The 17,172-nt window shown below is 53.4% G+C and carries 15 protein-coding genes; 9 read left to right on the top strand and 6 right to left on the bottom strand.

Features of this window, described 5'->3' with window-relative positions; all coding sequences use genetic code 11:
- The first annotated feature begins 156 nt into the window (after positions 1-156).
- A complete protein-coding gene (locus ETA_RS09920) occupies positions 157-954 on the top strand; it encodes a DUF1460 domain-containing protein (RefSeq protein ID WP_012441496.1) in 798 nt (265 codons plus the stop codon).
- A gap of 89 nt (positions 955-1,043) precedes the next feature.
- Here ETA_RS09920 and ETA_RS09915 read toward each other — a convergent pair whose 3' ends face one another.
- Entirely contained in the window at positions 1,044-2,312 is a 1,269-nt protein-coding gene (locus ETA_RS09915) for an MFS transporter (RefSeq protein WP_012441495.1), read from the bottom strand.
- Positions 2,313-2,411: 99 nt separating this feature from the next.
- Here ETA_RS09915 and ETA_RS09910 point away from each other — a divergent pair, with 99 nt between their 5' ends.
- The 3 genes from ETA_RS09910 to bioD all read left to right on the top strand — a co-directional run bounded on the left by ETA_RS09910 (position 2,412) and on the right by bioD (position 5,515).
- Complete coding sequence (locus ETA_RS09910; RefSeq protein ID WP_012441494.1) at positions 2,412-3,299, top strand: LysR family transcriptional regulator; 888 nt, start codon at positions 2,412-2,414, stop codon at positions 3,297-3,299.
- Between the two features lie 191 nt (positions 3,300-3,490).
- A complete protein-coding gene (gene mlc / locus ETA_RS09905) occupies positions 3,491-4,708 on the top strand; it encodes a sugar metabolism global transcriptional regulator Mlc (RefSeq protein WP_012441493.1) in 1,218 nt (405 codons plus the stop codon).
- A gap of 117 nt (positions 4,709-4,825) precedes the next feature.
- Complete coding sequence (gene bioD, locus ETA_RS09900; protein ID WP_012441492.1) at positions 4,826-5,515, top strand: dethiobiotin synthase; 690 nt, start codon at positions 4,826-4,828, stop codon at positions 5,513-5,515.
- A gap of 93 nt (positions 5,516-5,608) precedes the next feature.
- Here bioD and ETA_RS09895 read toward each other — a convergent pair whose 3' ends face one another.
- A complete protein-coding gene (locus ETA_RS09895; protein WP_012441491.1) occupies positions 5,609-6,520 on the bottom strand; it encodes a LysR family transcriptional regulator in 912 nt (303 codons plus the stop codon).
- A gap of 104 nt (positions 6,521-6,624) precedes the next feature.
- Here ETA_RS09895 and ETA_RS09890 point away from each other — a divergent pair, with 104 nt between their 5' ends.
- Together ETA_RS09890 and ETA_RS09885 are read left to right on the top strand one after the other, a co-directional pair.
- On the top strand, positions 6,625-7,821 hold the full coding sequence (locus tag ETA_RS09890) for an MFS transporter (RefSeq protein ID WP_012441490.1): 1,197 nt from the start codon (positions 6,625-6,627) through the stop codon (positions 7,819-7,821).
- 120 nt (positions 7,822-7,941) lie between these two features.
- The gene (locus tag ETA_RS09885) at positions 7,942-9,399 is read left to right on the top strand and encodes an MDR family MFS transporter (RefSeq protein WP_012441489.1); all 1,458 of its coding nucleotides are present in this window, start codon (positions 7,942-7,944) and stop codon (positions 9,397-9,399) included.
- 43 nt (positions 9,400-9,442) lie between these two features.
- Here the strand turns inward: ETA_RS09885 and ETA_RS09880 are convergent, their stop codons facing one another.
- The 3 genes from ETA_RS09880 to ydfG all read right to left on the bottom strand — a co-directional run bounded on the left by ETA_RS09880 (position 9,443) and on the right by ydfG (position 11,059).
- Positions 9,443-9,739 carry a DUF1161 domain-containing protein gene (locus tag ETA_RS09880; protein ID WP_012441488.1) on the bottom strand — a complete coding sequence of 99 codons (297 nt, stop codon included), beginning with the start codon at positions 9,737-9,739 and terminating at the stop codon, positions 9,443-9,445.
- 48 nt (positions 9,740-9,787) lie between these two features.
- Positions 9,788-10,135, bottom strand: a complete 348-nt coding sequence (locus tag ETA_RS09875) for a DUF1283 family protein (protein WP_012441487.1) — start codon at positions 10,133-10,135, stop codon at positions 9,788-9,790.
- A gap of 177 nt (positions 10,136-10,312) precedes the next feature.
- Entirely contained in the window at positions 10,313-11,059 is a 747-nt protein-coding gene (ydfG, locus tag ETA_RS09870; RefSeq protein ID WP_012441486.1) for a bifunctional NADP-dependent 3-hydroxy acid dehydrogenase/3-hydroxypropionate dehydrogenase YdfG, read from the bottom strand.
- Between the two features lie 366 nt (positions 11,060-11,425).
- Between ydfG and guaD the strand changes: the two genes are divergently transcribed.
- Together guaD and dcp are read left to right on the top strand one after the other, a co-directional pair.
- Positions 11,426-12,793: a guanine deaminase gene (gene guaD / locus ETA_RS09865; protein ID WP_042958909.1), complete on the top strand. Its 1,368-nt coding sequence runs from the start codon at positions 11,426-11,428 to the stop codon at positions 12,791-12,793.
- Between the two features lie 107 nt (positions 12,794-12,900).
- A complete protein-coding gene (dcp, locus tag ETA_RS09860) occupies positions 12,901-15,039 on the top strand; it encodes a peptidyl-dipeptidase Dcp (protein ID WP_042958906.1) in 2,139 nt (712 codons plus the stop codon).
- A gap of 51 nt (positions 15,040-15,090) precedes the next feature.
- On the opposite strand, the gene hpxO is transcribed toward dcp, so the two are convergent.
- On the bottom strand, positions 15,091-16,248 hold the full coding sequence (gene hpxO, locus ETA_RS09855; protein ID WP_012441483.1) for an FAD-dependent urate hydroxylase HpxO: 1,158 nt from the start codon (positions 16,246-16,248) through the stop codon (positions 15,091-15,093).
- A gap of 252 nt (positions 16,249-16,500) precedes the next feature.
- Between hpxO and ETA_RS09850 the strand changes: the two genes are divergently transcribed.
- Positions 16,501-17,133, top strand: coding sequence for an aspartate/glutamate racemase family protein (locus tag ETA_RS09850; RefSeq protein WP_012441482.1), 633 nt, complete (start codon positions 16,501-16,503; stop codon positions 17,131-17,133).
- Positions 17,134-17,172: the final 39 nt, after the last annotated feature.

The raw sequence follows: 17,172 nt of genomic DNA, 5'->3' as shown, positions 1-17,172 counted from the left end.
AGGGGGATAAGGCGGCATTTACGCGTTAATCCCCGGCGAAACAGGGCCACTATTATCCATTAATTAACAAAATGTAAACGAACGGGTATTAACGTTTGCGGTCACAGGGATATGTCATTAAATGTGTGCCGGGAATCATTATTAAGGAAGATACCAATGAAAAAGACGGCGTTGTTTCTATTACTTTCCGCCTGCCTGGCCTCTTGCACCAAAAGTAACGGCAATCAATATGAGGTGAAAATGGATCGGTTCACTTTCGAAAAGGTGAACGAGGTTATCCGCGAAAAGGTGATGACGTCAGGAGAGGTTGAGCACGGGAATCTGGTCAGCTCTGTGTCATCGGCCTTTCTGAATACGCCATACAAGGGCAACACGCTGGTGGGTTCTGCGGATACTAATGAAATCCTGGTAGCAGATTTTAACGGGGTCGATTGTTTCACCCTGATTGATTACGTTGAGGCGCTGACGCGAGCTAAAGATTATAAATCGTTTATTAACAAGTTAGTTGAGACCCGCTATGCGCAGGGAAATGTTGCCTATTTCAGCAGGAAGCATTTTTTCACCGACTGGTCTGCGGTGGCTCCCTACAATGCTACCGACGTCACTCGTAAGATAAGTTCAGATTACGTCAGCGTGCAAAAGAACCTTAACGCCAAGGCAGACGGTGGCGAATATATACCCAACCTTGGCATTATCCCCAGAGAAATAAACTACATTCCCGGTCACGCGATCGACGCGGCGGTGCTTGCTAAGCTTAAATCCGGTGATTATATCGGGGTTCATTCAAAACTTCCGGGGCTGGACGTTTCACATACGGGGATAATCATAAAAACCGCCGGAAAGGTTTGGTTTAGAAATGCTTCATCACTGGCGAGTAATATGAAGGTAGTTGATTCGCCGTTTGTCGAGTATATGACCTCAAAACCCGGCTTTATCGTGCTGCGCGCAGATTAGAAACCCTCAATTTGAAGGACGAACACGCTGTCGGGCTTAACGCTGACATCTGCGCCGGGCGATCCCGGCGCAGATTCGACATATTACGATTAAAGCTTTCTGGCATGCAGTCGCGAGCCTACCAGTAATGCCATCAGCAGCAAAATGGCGATAAATGCGGTAATGCCGTGCCAGCCGAAGTTATGCCAGAACACGCCTCCTAATGTTCCTGCCACGCTTGAACCCAGATAGTAGAAAAAGAGATAGAGCGAGGAGGCCTGGCCGCGAGCGCGCCTTGCACGAGCGCCGATCCAGCCGCTGGCAACCGAGTGTGCGGCAAAAAAACCTGCGGCAAACAGCATCATGCCCAGCAGGATTAGCCAAACATTACCAGCCAGGGTAATCAGGAGTCCGGTCAGCATAATGGCGGTGGAAAACAGTAATACCGGTGCACGCCCGTATTTTGCCGTCATGACTCCCGCTTTAGGGGAACTCCAGGATCCGGTCAGATAGACCACTGAAAGCAAACCAACCACGGCCTGATTAAGGGAAAAGGGCGCAGACAACAGGCGGTAACCAATGTAGTTAAACAGGGTAACAAAAGCCCCCATCAACAAAAAGCCTTCTGCAAACAGCAATGGCAGCCCGTGATCGCGCCAGTGCAGGCGGAAGTTTAGCATCAGGTTGCGCGGCTTGAGTGAGGTTGGGCGGAAGTGGCGTGATGCCGGCAAGATTTTCCAGAACATCAGTGCCGCTGCAAGAGACAGACAGCCGATCGCCATCAGCGCGATCCGCCAGCTGCTAAAATCCGAAATGACGCCGCTGAGCAGGCGGCCGCTCATACCGCCAATTGAGTTACCGCTGATATACAGCCCCATTGAAAAGGCTACCACGCCGGGATGCATCTCCTCACTGAGATAAGTCATCCCCACCGCCGCCACACCGCTTAAAGCCAACCCGGTCAGCGCGCGCATCACTAAAATCCCGTGCCAGCTTGACATGGTGGCGGAAATTAAGGTGAAGATAGCCGCAAGCAGCAGTGCGGTAACCATTACCGACTTACGCCCAACGGCATCGGACAGGGGGCCAGTGACCAGCAGTCCGAGTGCCATTAACCCGGTGGCTACAGATAACGATACGCTGCTCGCCGCGGGCGATACGCCGAACTCCTGTGACAGGATCGGCAGGATCGGCTGGACGCAATAGAGCAATGCAAAGGTTGCAAGCCCTGCTGAAAACAGTGCCAGGGTCACGCGCATAAACTGGGGCGTACCGCGTTTGATATACAGATTTTTGGTTGTAGCAGGAGTAGAAACGGGGGAGGACGTTAGCCGTTCATCGCATGTGGGCTGCGTGACGGCCTGAGAAAAGCGGTTCACTTCGCATCCTTAGGTATTATTAAATTCGACCTGTAAAGGGTAAGAAAGTTAGTTTATGATGTCTAATATATTAATAATCTCAAATAATATCTTTTAAATATGAATGTCGAATTGCGTCACCTGCGTTACTTCATTGCCGTGGCCGAAGAGCTGCATTTTGGTCGCGCCGCAATGCGGCTAAATATGTCACAGCCACCGCTAAGTCAGCAGATCCAAATCCTTGAACAGGAGGTCGGCGCGCGTTTGTTCGCCCGCACTAACCGTAGCGTACGGTTAACCGCTGCCGGCCAGCAGTTTTATCAGGACGCGTGTCTTATTATGCAGCAGGTTGAGCAGGCTGCTGACAAAGCGGCGAGACTGCATCGCGGCGATGAAGGGGAGTTGCGTATTGGCTTTACCTCATCCGCACCGTTGATTAGCGCGGTATCACATGCGCTATTTACCTTTCGACAACGCTACCCGGCCGTGCATGTCGAAATGCAGGAGATAAATACGCGTCAACAGTTGGCACCGCTTAGCGATGGACGGCTTGATTTGGGCGTTATGCGCAATACGGTTCTGCCAGAAACTTTTCATCACCAGCTGCTGCTACGCGAACCGATGTACGCGCTGGTACACCGCGCACACCGTCTGGCACACCGCCAGCAGATTGCGCTAAGTGAACTGGCGCTGGAGCCCTTCGTTTTCTTCGCCCCCGGAGTAGGTACTGCGCTGTATGGAGAAATTATCCAGCTGCTGCAACGGTATGATATCCAACCTGATATTGCGCAAGAGGTGGGAGAAGCGATGACCATTATTGGCCTGGTTTCGGGCGGCTTAGGCGTGTCGATTTTACCCGCCTCATTTCACCGGGTGCGGCTAAATGACGTCGTCTGGATCCCCCTGCAAGAGCAGGATGCGCGTTCGGAGGTCTGGTTGGTATGGTCGAAGCAGCGTGAAATGCCTGCGGTCGCCGCGGCGATGAAGGCATTATTGCTGCCCGGCTAGGGCAGGTATCGTTAAAAGCATCCCGTTTGACTGGCGTTTTGTGTCTTAGATCACTTTTCCAGTCACCTCGTTGACGCCAATTGATAAGTATTTCACCCTAAACAGGCGGCTTCATTTAACATTAAAAATATGAGCCACCGTCGTCGGCAGATATCAGCACCTTAAACAAACGACGACAACCAGGAGAAATTGTGATTACGGATAACCTGCCTGGCCACATTGACCATATTAAGCAAATCAACGCCGGGATTGTTTACCGCCTGATCGATCAATATGGCCCGGTGTCGCGCATTGACCTGTCTAAAAAGGCGCACCTCGCCCCCGCCAGTATTACTAAAATTGTGCGTGAACTGCTGGGGGCCCATTTAGTGCAGGAAACCGAATTCCTGGATGCCGGATGCCGTGGGCGTCCTGCTGTTGGACTGATGCTTGACAGCCATGGCTGGCACTATCTTGCCGTGCGGATTGGCAATGGGGACATAACCCTCGCGCTGCGCGATCTGAGCAGTAAGATGATAGCCGAACAGCAGTTCCCATTACCGACGGTGGCTGAAAAACCCCTGCTGGCGCGTATTTTGCAGCAAATAGACCGCTTCTTCATCCAGCACCAGCATCAGCTTGAACGACTGACCGCTATCGCCATCACGCTAACGGGAACGATGAACGCTCAAACGGGTATCGTTCACAGCATGCCATTCTATCAGGTCGAGAATATGCCGCTTGGGGGCGAACTGGAGAAGCGCACCGGATTATCCGTTATTATTCAGCACGATATCTGCGCCTGGACTAAGGCCGAATCATTATTCGGCGCTTCGCGTGAAGCCAGCGACGTTATCCAGGTGAGCATCCACCACAACGTGGGGGCTGGGGTTATCACTGCCGGTCAGCTGCTGCACGGGGGCAGAGCCACTCTGGTCGAGATGGGACATTCACAGGTCGATGCCGATGGCAAACTTTGCTACTGCGGTAATCACGGCTGCCTGGAAACGGTGGCAGGTATCGATAACGTCTTAGAACTCGCCGCGCAGCGTTTGTCGGTATCGAAGAACTCCATTCTGCATCATCAGCCACTGACGATAGACGCTTTGTGCGATGCCGCGCTGGGCGGAGACCCGCTGGCATGCGAGATTATTTATGACGTTGGCAGCAGCGTGGGAAAAATACTGGCCGTAATGGTTAATCTTTTGCATCCACAGAAAATCCTGATTGGTTCACCGCTTAACCGGGCAGGAGCGATCCTGTTTCCCGCCATTGCTTCCCGCATTCGTCAACAGGCCCTGCCAGCCTACACGGCCGGGCTGCGCGTAGAATCCACTCAGTTTGTTCAGCCCGGCACCCTGTCCGCAGCCGCGCTGGTGAAAGAAGCGCTGTATAGCGGATCGCTATTAATCAAATTGTTACAAGGCTGATAAACCTACCAAACATTGCGCTAACGCAATCTCCCGTGACAACGGCTGTCCTAAACTTTTCGTTCACTTAATAACGTTAATACTTAACGCCCGAGTCGGGCATGCTGGAGTGACCCTATGTCAATACGATTATTTGTCACAGGAACGGATACGGAAGTCGGGAAAACGGTAGTGTCGCGCGCGCTGTTACAGAAGCTGGCGGCAGAGGGCCAGCGCTGCGTAGGGTATAAGCCCGTGGCAAAAGGCAGCAGGCAAACCCCGGAAGGGGCGCGTAATCAGGATGGGCTGGTGTTACAGGCATCTTCTTCCGTTGCTTTGCCCTACCAAGCCATAAACCCACTGACCCTGTTGGATGATGAGATCAGTACCAGCCCAACCCCAGTCAGTTATGATGTGTTGAGTGCCGGGCTGAAAGCGCTCGATGACCATGCAGATTATATCATTGTTGAGGGCACGGGAGGGTGGTGCAGCCTGATGAGCGATCTGCGGCCGTTATCTGAGTGGGCTGTTCGGGAACAACTGCCGGTGGTGCTTGTTGTGGGGATTAAGCTGGGCTGCATCAGCCATGCGCTGCTTACCGCACAGGCGGTGATCAACGATGGATTACCGCTACTGGGTTGGGTTGCTAACCGCATAAACCCGGGGCTATCGCACTACGCAGAAATCATTGGAGTATTGCGCGATAAACTCCCGGCACCGCTGCTGGGAGAGTTACCCTATTTGCCACGCCCTGAAACCCGCGAACTGGCGTCTTACCTCGATCTGTCACCTTTGGTTTCCTCAGACCATAAAGTGCTGACTGGTTGACATCGACAGAGATGCGGCCTGGATTAGGCGCAGGTCATCGTTCGCAGTGGCGATATGACCCCCTGGTCGTGCCGAAACAGGCATCTATACCCATCAGAGAGGGATGTTCACCAGGCTTTGGTGTATAAAATCAATAAAAGTTCGTGTTCTGGCGGGCAAATAACGTCCGTTTGAATAAAGTGCAAACAATTGCAATGGAGCCGCTTGCTGTGGAAGTTCAACCTCGATTAACCGTCCATTGCTAATGTAGGGTTGGCAGGCTTGTTTTGACAGAATGGCAAAACCGACACCTGATACCGCAGCTCGTCCTGCCATCTCTCCGCTGTTTACCCGATAGTGCCCTTTCACCTTAATGCTCTCGAATCCTCCCTTTATATTGACAAACTGCCAGGGTGCGCCTTTCAATGCATTTACCGTTGTAATACAGGGTAAATCTTCAAATTGCTGGATATGAGAAGGGGTGCCATAGCGCTGAATAACGGAGGGGGCTGCAACAATGGTGCAAGGGATAGTCACCAGATGACGGGCTATGCAGTCACAGTCATCCATCTGACCGCGGGTAACAATGATCGCCAAATCCAGATCGTCTCGCAGGGATTCTAAACCCGCAAGGTTTGTAATGCAGCTGATCTCCACATCCGGATACTTGCAGGCAAAATCAGCAATAGCAGAACTCAGAAGCGCAGGTCCGATTTCATTGGGAATACATATACGTAATGGTCCTTTCAGCTGAATTTGCCTTAATGTTAATTCAGTTTCAGTTTGTTCCAGCATCTCCAGTAACGGCTTTGCCCTGGTGTAGAGCAGCTGGCCTGACGGAGTCAGTTTCATGTGTCGGGTGCTGCGTTCAATAAGCTGAAGATTCAGTTTTTTTTCTAACTGAGACACACAACGGCTCACGTTTGATGTCGGCATTTCAAGCGCTTTGGATGCGCCGACAAAACTTTCTCTTTCAACTACGGCGACGAAAATTTTCAGGGTAGCGAAGTCAAGGGCTGGGCGCATTCATTATCCTATATTTGATAAATATGAATATCTTTTTACCATCTTATTCTCAATTCTGATAGTAGTTAAACTCAAGGATATCTTACATCTACAGGCTGCCTCCGATGCCACCAATCCCGCACAGGTTTAATCACAAAGTCCTTATACGCATAGCCGTTGTAACCTCCTTTATTCAGTTTGCGAATGCGCTGGAATACATGGCGTTCAACCCCATTTTTGCCTATATGGCAGCAGATTTTGCCGTTCCTGCGTCCTTTTCTGGCTATGTATCAGGTATGTATACGTCAGGCGCGGTCATTTCGGGAATTGCCGCTTTTTATTGGATACAACGGTGCGATCGGAAGCGTTTTTTGCTTATCAATATGGCACTGTTAGGCATATTGACATTACTAACAACGCTAACCACAAGTTTTGCTGTTCTGCTTGCGTTACGATTCCTTGCGGGGGTACTTGGAGGCACGACAATGGGAGTGGGCATCAGTATATTGTTAAATCACACGCCAGCTAACCTGCGGGGCAAAATGCTGGCAACGGTGATTGCTGCATTTTCGATGGTCAGCATTGTCGGCATGCCTGCCGTATTATTTTTTTCTACACATTATGGCTGGCATGTCGCACTTTGGTTAATCAGCGCACTTTGTTTGCTGGCATTACCCATGATTATCATCACGATCCCCAAAGATTCAGGTCCTTCAGAAGCTCTGCCCCCCCCGCGCAAAATGTCCCTTAATAGAGAAACGTTGCTGTTTGCTTCCAGTAATGCGCTTGGGCAGTTCAGCTCAATGCTTGTTATTCCCATACTGGTGCCCTTAATGACCCAACGGTTAGGTGCATCACAAAACCTGTTACCGTGGCTGTTCTTCGCTGGAGGTATCGCCGGTTACCTGTCCACTAAAATGACAGGCGTGTTTATCTCCCGTATCTCTGCTCCCATCCTGGCTACAGGTTCAACCCTCGTTCTTCTGCTGAGCTTGCTGATAGCGGTTTTGGGCTATCAACATTCGGCATTATTTATTATTTTATTTCTTGCTGCATCTTACAGTCGTCTGGTCTCATCATCAGCGGTTGCGGTTCACTACCCTGATGATAAGCAACGGGCCGAATTTTCTTCATTGCAGACATCAATGATGTATATGATTACAACCATTGCATTTTTTGTGTCCGCTTTGCTGTTACCCACTCAAGGTATGATACAGCAACACCTGAACACGCTGCTGGCGGTAAGTGCAGTTACTGCATCAGGCTTCCCGTTAATTGTTATCATCCTGCAAAAGAAACTGGCTGGACGTTTTCCCCAGTGAAAGGGCGGTTAAATACTCAAGTTAAAAAGTGACATTGTCACTCGTATCATTAGCACAAATAGGAAACTGCTCTACAAAATATCATGCACACTGACGTGAAAATCGCTGGAAATAAAAAAGATGTCGCAAAATATGAAAAATCAGGTTACGCATCGTCACTGGATATTGGTCGCCTCAATGTTGGCGATGTTTATGGCTGCCATCGAGGTCACCATAGTGGCTACCGCCATGCCCACTATCATTGCTGAATTGGGAGGGTTTTCGCAGTTTGGCTGGGTATTCTCTATCTATTTACTCACCCAGGCCATCAGCGTGCCTGTCTATGGCAGACTGGCGGATCTGTGGGGCAGAAAGCGGGTGTTTTTTATCGGCACCGGGCTGTTTCTTACCGGATCGGTGCTGTGTGGATTTGCCGGTACGATGGGAGGGTTAATACTCTTCCGCGCGGTTCAGGGTTTGGGCGCGGGGGCAATTATGCCGCTGACCTCAACGATCATTGCCGACGTCTACCCGCCAAAAGAGCGGGCGGCCATTCAGGGCTGGCTGTCGAGCGTCTGGGGCGTAGCGGCGATCGTCGGCCCGTTGACGGGCGCCTGGCTGGTACAGCATTTCAACTGGGCGCTGATCTTCTGGGTCAATGTGCCCATTGGCCTGGTCTCCATGCTGCTACTAGGCCGCTACTTTCCTGAGTCAAAATCAACCGGCGCGCATCGACTTAATTTAACGGGCAGCGGCTTGCTTATGCTGAGCGCCAGCGCACTGCTGGTTGCGCTATTGCAGGCACAATCACTTGCCGGATGGATAGTCGGGGGATTGCTGCTACTGGCACTGTTGGCGGGAGCTATGCTGGTTCGTCACGAGCGGCGGTCCGCTATGCCGCTTTTTCCGTTGAGTATCTGGCGCAGCCGGGTGCTGCTGGCGGGGAATGCCGGTAATCTGCTGATCGGGGCGGCAATGATGGGCATCAGCGCTTTTCTCCCTACCTGGATTCAGGGAATACATGGAGGAACGCCGTTGCAGGCGGGCAGCATGCTGGCAATGATGTCAATTGGCTGGCCGCTGGCCAGCACCCTGAGCGCCCGTTTGATGCAGCGAACGTCATATCGTTTCACCGCGCTGCTCGGATCTCTGCTGCTTATCGCGGGTAGCGGTTTACTTCTTACGCTTCAACGTGAAAGCCCGATTTGGCACGCCGGCGTCTTTGCGTTTGTCATCGGCACCGGAATGGGGATGACCAGCACCACTTTCCTGATTGCCGTGCAAAATACGGCAGACTTTGCCATTCGCGGCGTTTGTACGGCGTCGATAATGTTCAGCCGTATGCTGGGTTCAGCATTAGGAACCGCCATAATGGGGGCGGTGCTTAACTATAATCTGTTGGTGCGGCTTCCGCAGTATCAGGACCCGGTACAGCAGGTGATGTCTCACAGTGAGCGGCAACACATCGCACCAGCAGGACTGGAGATAATGCTTGATCAGATTGCGCATTCGCTGCACTGGGTATTTGTGGTATCGGTGCTGATGGCCTTTATGAGCCTGGTCGTTTCGCGTTTGATCCCAGCGCGACGGCCGGATTGAAGGGAGAGAGGGCGGCCCGAAGCCGGGCCACCTTAACACGTCACTATTGTGAGCTATCCTGCGACGTTCCGGTGCTGGCAGACGCATTGCTTTCACCCGCACTACCGGTCTTTTTATAAACGATTTTGTGCGTATCACTTTCGCAATGACCGACGACCTGGCCTCCCGCCTGGTCGAGCTGATCATTAGGCACGATTTCCAGGCTAAACCCGGACGCAGAAACGCCATTGTTGATAATTTTCTGGTTAATATCAGCTTTTACTGACTCGCAGGATGCCGTCGCTGCCAGCGGGGCGGCGAGAGTAAGCGCCAATAAAGTCAATTTGAAACGTTTCATCATCCTATCCTTTTGCGGTAAATCTGAGCTAATACTCTAGCAGTAAATCAATTATGGCGTGACCGGGCGACCCGTACGGCGATCGAGACAACGCAGGGTATTGGGTTCCCAATAGGCGTTAACGTTCAGGCTCTGTTCGCAGTTGTCCTGATTATCATAGGCGCGGTCAGCCTTATCGAACTCTTTTTCAACACGATTATTCACTTTACCACGCAGGCGGTGGGTCGCGTCCCACTGTTCTTTTTGCTCGCGCGCCTGCTCTTTGGTCAGCGCGCTATCACCATTTTCAATGATCAGGCGATCGGTTTGTGCATGCGCGCTGTGAGTAGCGGTAAAAAGTGCGGCCAGCACGACCAGCGGTAGCGTGGCCTGAGCCAGACGTTGTTGCATTGTCTTCATTATGGGTTCCTTTCTTTAGGCTGCCAGTCATTATGACTGCACGTATCACATCGGCCATTATATCACCAGCTGCAAAGCGCTCACCAGTCAGCCGGCCCTGTCGTTTAAGTTAAAGCGAGATTTGCATCTTGCAGAGGGCCCCTGATAGCGGAAAGTGCCAGAGGGATCCTGCACGGACTACGCTTTATGGACGCGAAGCCCTGCCTGACTCTGCCCGACCGGCATCATCTCCAACGCGTTGATATTGACGTGTTTAGGCAGGTTTGCCACCCACCAAACGGATTCCGTAACATCTTCTGCCGTTAATGGCTCGACGCCCTGATAGACATTGTCAGCGCGCGCATCGTCGCCTTTGAAACGCACATTAGAGAACTCGGTGCCGCCCACCAGCCCCGGCTCAATATCGGTAACGCGCAGCGCGGTGCCATGCAGATCGGTTCGCAGGTTAAAGCTGAATTGCCGCACAAACGCTTTGGTGGCACCGTAGACATTGCCGCCCGGATAAGGCCAGCTGCCGGCGATGGAGCCAATATTGATAATATGCCCGACGTTGCGTTCAACCATTCCCGGTAGAATGGCGCGTGTCATGTACACCAGGCCCTTATTATTGGTGTCGATCATATCTTCCCAGTCCTGCACGCTGGCGTTTTGTGCAGGTTCAATACCCAGAGCCAGTCCGGCGTTATTGACCAGAATGTCAATACTGCGCCACGCTTGCGGCAGGCTGGACAAGGCTGATTCAATTCCGCTGCGGTCACGTACATCCAGCACCAGAGTGTAAACGCTGTCACCCAGCTCTTCTTTTAAGGCATCCAGCCTCTCCTGACGACGGCCGGTGGCAATAACCTGATGGCCATTAGCGACAAAGCGGCGGGTAATGCTCTGACCAAATCCGGCTGTAGCACCGGTCACAAATACGATCATTTCACTGTTCCTCTATACATATTGAATGGATGTCACCTTAACACCTGAATGTTGTCCGCCAACAAGCGAATTATCATCATTGTAAGACAAAAAGCTGCACCTATAACGTGCGACCTTTATCTTCATTGCTTGAGCAGAGTGCGCGAGCGGGTGAGATCGGGGCTTTGACGGGGTCAGCTCATCGATTATTTCCGCCGGAAACCCCCCGCCTGCTGACTTGGCAACCGATTGCGTACATGCCGACTTTAATGAACCCTAACTAGCTGTAATCTAAGTATTAACAGACTACACGTGCGCTGGCATAACAATTGCACAAATTTAGCTATCGGCCGATGCTCCCGTATGCCGCACTATTAAGGAAAAATTATGACAGTGAACGAGACGCGTGCCATTCGTGCCAGTTTCTTTGATATCACCCGAACCGTTGACACCCCACAGCAGCTGCCCGAAGCCGCGCGCTATCTGGAAGACGGGCTGATGTTGTTGGACAGCGGCCATATCGCGTCATTAACCGAATGGGAGCAGGGCAAACATTTGCTACGGCCGGGCGAACGCGTGCTGGACTATCGCGGTCACTTAATCGTTCCGGGCTTTGTGGATACTCATATTCATTATCCACAAACTGAAATGATCGGAGCCTTTGGCGAGCAGCTTCTCGAATGGCTCAATCGTTATACCTTTCCGGTTGAAAGCCAGTACCACTGCGCGCAACACGCGGCTAAAATGTCGGCGTTCTTCCTCGAACAGCTGCTCAGTAACGGTACCACCAGCGCGCTGATTTTTGGCACCGTTCACCCGCAGTCGGTTGATGCGCTGTTCGCTGCGGCGTCAAAACTGGATATGCGGCTGATTGCCGGTAAAGTGATGATGGATCGTAATGCGCCGGATGACCTGACGGAAACCCCCGAAGAGAGCGATCGTCAGACGCGGGAACTGATAGCCCGCTGGCATAATAAAGGCCGTCTTGGCTATGCGCTGACGCCGCGTTTTGCCCCCACGTCTTCACCGCAGCTGCTGGAAAAAGTGCAGCAGCTACGCGGTGAGTTTCCCGATATCTGGTTACATACCCATCTGAGTGAGAACCAGCAGGAGGTCGCCTGGGTGAAGGAACTCTTCCCAGAGCACGACGGCTACCTGGCGGTGTACGATCATTATCAGCTCACCGGCAAACGCAGCGTGTTTGCTCACTGCCTGCATATGGAGGGTCGGGAATGGCAATGCCTGCATGATACCGACTCGGCGATAGCCTTCTGCCCGACCTCGAACCTGTTTCTCGGCAGCGGCCTCTTTGATCTTCAACGTTGCTGGCACCAGGACGTAAAGCGTGGGATAGGTACAGACGTGGGTGCAGGCACCAGCTTCAGCATGCTGCAAACGATGGGTGAGGCTTACAAAGTGGGCCAGCTGCGCGGGTACAGGCTATCCGCCTGCGAGGCTTTTTACCACGCCACGCTCGGTGGGGCGCAGGCGTTGGATCTCGATCGTTATATCGGCAACTTTGCCCGCGGCAAAGAGGCCGATTTCGTGGTGCTTAATCCGGCGGTATCGGCTCTACAGAAGATGCGCCACGCCAACAGTCGTGATATCTGGGAAAAGCTCTTTCTTCTGATGACGCTGGGCGACGATCGCAACATCGCAGCAACCTGGATAAAGGGTCGCTGCGTTTGGCAGCGCGCGCAGCTGGAGGAACATAAACACTCCGTTGGGCAGGCAGAAGAATGGCCCGGATGCTGAAGCCGTTTCGGACAAAATCATTGCCGTTTATCCTCACCGGAAATGATTTTGCACCGTAGAGCGCCTATGCTGAAATCTCAGTCGCAAATCTAAAGGAGAGCAGGGGAATGAGGATGAAACCGTTGGTCTGGGCCATCAGTATTGCCTTTACCGCCAGTGCACAGGCGGCAGGATCACAGCAGGAGGAGAGTCGCCAGATGTCGTCGCAACAGAGTAATCCGTTCAGTCATGCCAGCTCACTGCCATTTCAGGCTCCGCCATTCGACAGGATCAAAACCGCCGATTACCGACCTGCACTGGTCGCCGCCATAGCCGAAAAGCGCGCTGAAGTTGAACGTATCGCCAATAACCCCGCGCCCCCTGACTTTGCGAACACCTACCGGGCGCTTGAGCAGAGCGGGGAAAGGCTACGGCGTGTATACAACGTATTCAGCGCGATGACCTCAGGTAATACTAACGACGAGCTCCAGGCGCTGGATGAGGAGATGTCCCCCGCGATGGCGGCGTTGGGCGACGATATCATGCTGAACGCCAAACTCTTCGCCCGGCTGGATGACGTTTATCAGCAACGCCTTCATTTGCAGCTGGATGCGGAGTCGCTGCGGCTGGTAGAGGTCACATGGCAGTCGTTCGAACTGGCCGGAGCGCGTCTTAATGACGCAGATAAGGCGCGGCTCAAAGCCCTTAACCAAGAATCGGCCATTCTCAGCACCCGTTTTAGCAGCCGCCTGCTGGCAGCCACGAAGTCAGGAGGCGCGCGATTCAATGACTCACAGCAGCTGGCCGGGCTAAGTCAGGATGAACGGGCCGCCGCCGCCGATGCCGCCGAGGCCCGTGGTCAGAAAAACCAGTGGCTGCTGATGTTGCAGAACACCACTCAACAGCCCGAGCTACAGAAATTAAGCGATCGTGAGGCACGCAAGACGCTGTTTGACGCCAGCTGGACGCGGGCAGAAAAAGCCGATGCCAACGACACGCGCGAAGTGATAATACGCCTGGCCCAGGTACGCGCGCAGCAGGCAAAACTTCTGGGTTTCGACAGCTATGCGGCGTGGAAACTTCAGGATCAGATGGCGAAAACCCCGCAGGCCGCCCTGGACTTTATGCGGCAAATCGTGCCGGCCGCGACCGCGCGCGCGCGCCGCGAGGCGGCAGATATTCAGGCGGTAATCGATCGGCAGCAGGGCGGGTTTACTCTGGCCCCGTGGGACTGGCAGTTTTATGCCGAACAGGTCAGGCGCGCCCAGTACGATCTCGACGAATCCGAGATCAGGCCTTACTTTGAGCTGAACAACGTGCTGGAAAACGGCGTATTTTATGCCGCCACGCAGCTGTACGGTATCACCTTTAAACTACGCCCCGATCTGCCGGTTTATCAGCCGGACGTCAAGGTCTATGAAGTCTTTGACAAAGACGGAACGCCGCTGGCGCTGTTCTACGCTGACTGGTTCAAGCGCGATAATAAAGGCGGTGGGGCATGGATGGGGAACTTCGTTGACCAGTCAACGCTGCTGGGCAGCAGGCCGGTTATTTATAACGTGGCCAACTTCAGCAAACCTGCGCCCGGCCAGCCGGCATTGCTGTCGTGGGATGATGTCATCACCCTGTTCCACGAGTTCGGTCACGCCCTGCACGGTATGTTCGCCGACCAGCGCTATCCGAGCCTGTCCGGTACGGCAACCCCGCGCGACTTTGTTGAATTCCCATCCCAGTTCAACGAGCACTGGGCCAGTCATCCACAGGTGTTCGGCCACTTTGCCCGGCACTACCAGAGTGGCGAACCAATGCCGGCCGCATTGCGTGATAAGATGCTGCGCGCCAACAAATTTAACAAAGGCTATGATATGAGCGAACTGCTGGCAGCCGCACTGCTCGACCAGCACTGGCACGCCCTTAAGACCGGGCAGCCCTCACCGCAGGTCGACAGTTTCGAGCAGGAAGCGTTAGCCCAGGAGAAGATTAATCTGCCCGCGGTTCCACCGCGCTATCGCTCCAGCTATTTCCAGCATATATGGGGTAACGGCTATGCCGCTGGCTATTACGCCTATCTCTGGACACAAATGCTGGCGGATGACGGTTTTGCCTGGTTTGATGAACATGGCGGCCTGACGCGAGAAAACGGTCAGCGTTTCCGTGACAACGTGTTATCGCGCGGTAATAGCGAAGATCTTAAGCAGCTCTACCGCGACTGGCGTGGTCGCGATGCGGAAATTGCCCCGATGCTGTCTGACCGAGGGCTGCAATAACAGGTTAACTGACAGCCCCTGTTAAGGGGCTGATATCCTGACCGATGAGACTCAACCCAGCGGGCCGCCCCGGATCGTCTCACACATCCCGCCGATGATGCGCTCGCCGCTCTCTTGCTTCAGCCCCGCGTACCATTCGGCAGTCGTTGCCGCATCTTTTGCGTGGGTAACATCGCAGCGTTTCCGTGCTTTCAGCACCAGGTCTTTTACCCGTTCGGCACGTTTATTTTGATAACGTAGCAGCGCATCCTCAATGCCCAGCGAGTTGCTTTGTAACGTCATCGCCAGCACGACCGCGTCCTCCATCGCCGCGCAGCCGCCCTGACCAATATCCGGCGTGGTGCTGTGTGCCGCATCGCCCAGCAGCGCCACGCGGCCTTTCACCAGTGGTGAAAACGGCTCAATGTCATGGATTTCGACACGGTTCGTGGTTTCTGGATCGAGCCGGGCAATCAGCTGTTGCACCGGGGAGGCCCAGCCAGCAAAGTAACGGGTTAGATCGGCGCGTAGCGAAGTGCGATCTTCCGCCAGCCCTTTTGGCAGCGGGACATCAAAAAAGAAATAGAAACGATTTCCGGCTACCGGCATCAGCGACACGCGCTTGCCTTCGCCGACGAAAGTGGTCCACTGATTAGCGGGAGCCAGCGACGGGTCGATCTCTACCAGCCCGTTCCAGTTAACGTAGCCGGCGTAGCGGCGCTCGGTACAATAGCCCAGCACCGACTTACGCACCACCGAGTGCGTGCCGTCGCAGGCGATAAGCAGGTCGCCATGCGCCTCGCTGCCATCCTCAAAAAACGCCGTGACGCTGTCACTTTTCTGCTCAATGTTAACCAGCCTTTTGCCAAACTGCACCCGATCGCGACCAAAGTTATCCAGCAGCATCGCCTGTAGTTCGGCCCTGACCACCGGATAGGGGCGCTCACCGGAATGCTGAACCAGGGGGGCAAGGCTGAACTGCGTCAGGGTATCCGCGCTGCGAAAATCCTTGTAAGCCATAAAGTCCATTGGCCCGCCTATCGCGCGCAGATCCTCTTTCATGCCCAAATAGTTAAGGCATTTAACCCCGTTTGGCCAAATGGATATCGCGGCTCCGACCGGCTTAATCTCCTTAACCGCCTCGTACACTTCGCTCTCAATCCCGCAACGACGCAGAGCAATCGCCGTGCACATTCCGCCGATACCGCCGCCGATAATAATCGCTTTCATTTGTTTCTCCTCCATGCGTCATAAGGTTAAATAAGCAATTTTCATACCACGAACGAAACCGGCCCGAAACGCCGCCGGCAGCAGTTTCAGACGATGAGTGAAACAAAAGTTACGCAAAAATATGCGCCAACATGGGGCCTGGCACCTTTTTGGTGCGTCACACCTGAAACGTTCGTTCTCTTTCGTGTAAAACGACTGGCATTTACGGCGCTTTTTGCCACAGTTAAACTTTATCCTTCAGGAGTTTTCATTATGGCCGTTATTGCCTGCCTGCACGCAGCCCAAAGTAATATCGAGGTTTTTGAGCAGGCACTGAGCGCACTCGATGAGGATGATATTCAGCTGCTGCATCGCGTTGAAGACGCGCTTTTCGCACAAACGCAGGGGGATCGGGCGATGAGTGCGCCCGTTATCTCCGCCACGCGCAAGGTGATAGAGGTGCTGTGCCAGCAGGCGGATGCCGTGATCGTCACCTGTAGTACATTGGGCGTTGCCGTTTGGGAAGCGCAATTCAGCAAACCGGTACTGCGCATCGATGCCACGCTGGCAAAATTTGCGTCGCGCTACCACGGCACCATCCTTGTACTCTGTACCGCTCAGTCAACGCTTGAATCCACTACCCGTCTATTCAACGCCTTTATTCCCGGCGACCGGCTGTACGTTGAGCTGATCCCACGGGCATGGGCGTGGTTTAACCAAGGGGATATTGAAGGTTATCACCGGGAAATAGCGCACTATATCCAGCAGCGGCCAGACAGCCCGCTGGGTTGCATCGTTCTGGCGCAGGCCTCGATGAGCGGAGCGGAAAAATGGATCCACAGTACGCTGGCCGTTTTGAGCGGCCCGGAGGTGAGCCTACAGGCTGCGATTGACGCACTGCGTTAAAATAACGAGTAAGCCGTAGATAAAAAACAGATTATCTGG

Origin of the sequence: Erwinia tasmaniensis Et1/99, assembly GCF_000026185.1 — a bacterium.
Taxonomy (GTDB): Bacteria; Pseudomonadota; Gammaproteobacteria; order Enterobacterales; family Enterobacteriaceae; genus Erwinia; species Erwinia tasmaniensis.
Note: the sequence above shows the minus strand (reverse complement) of the source record. Positions and strands in the feature narration are given on the sequence as shown.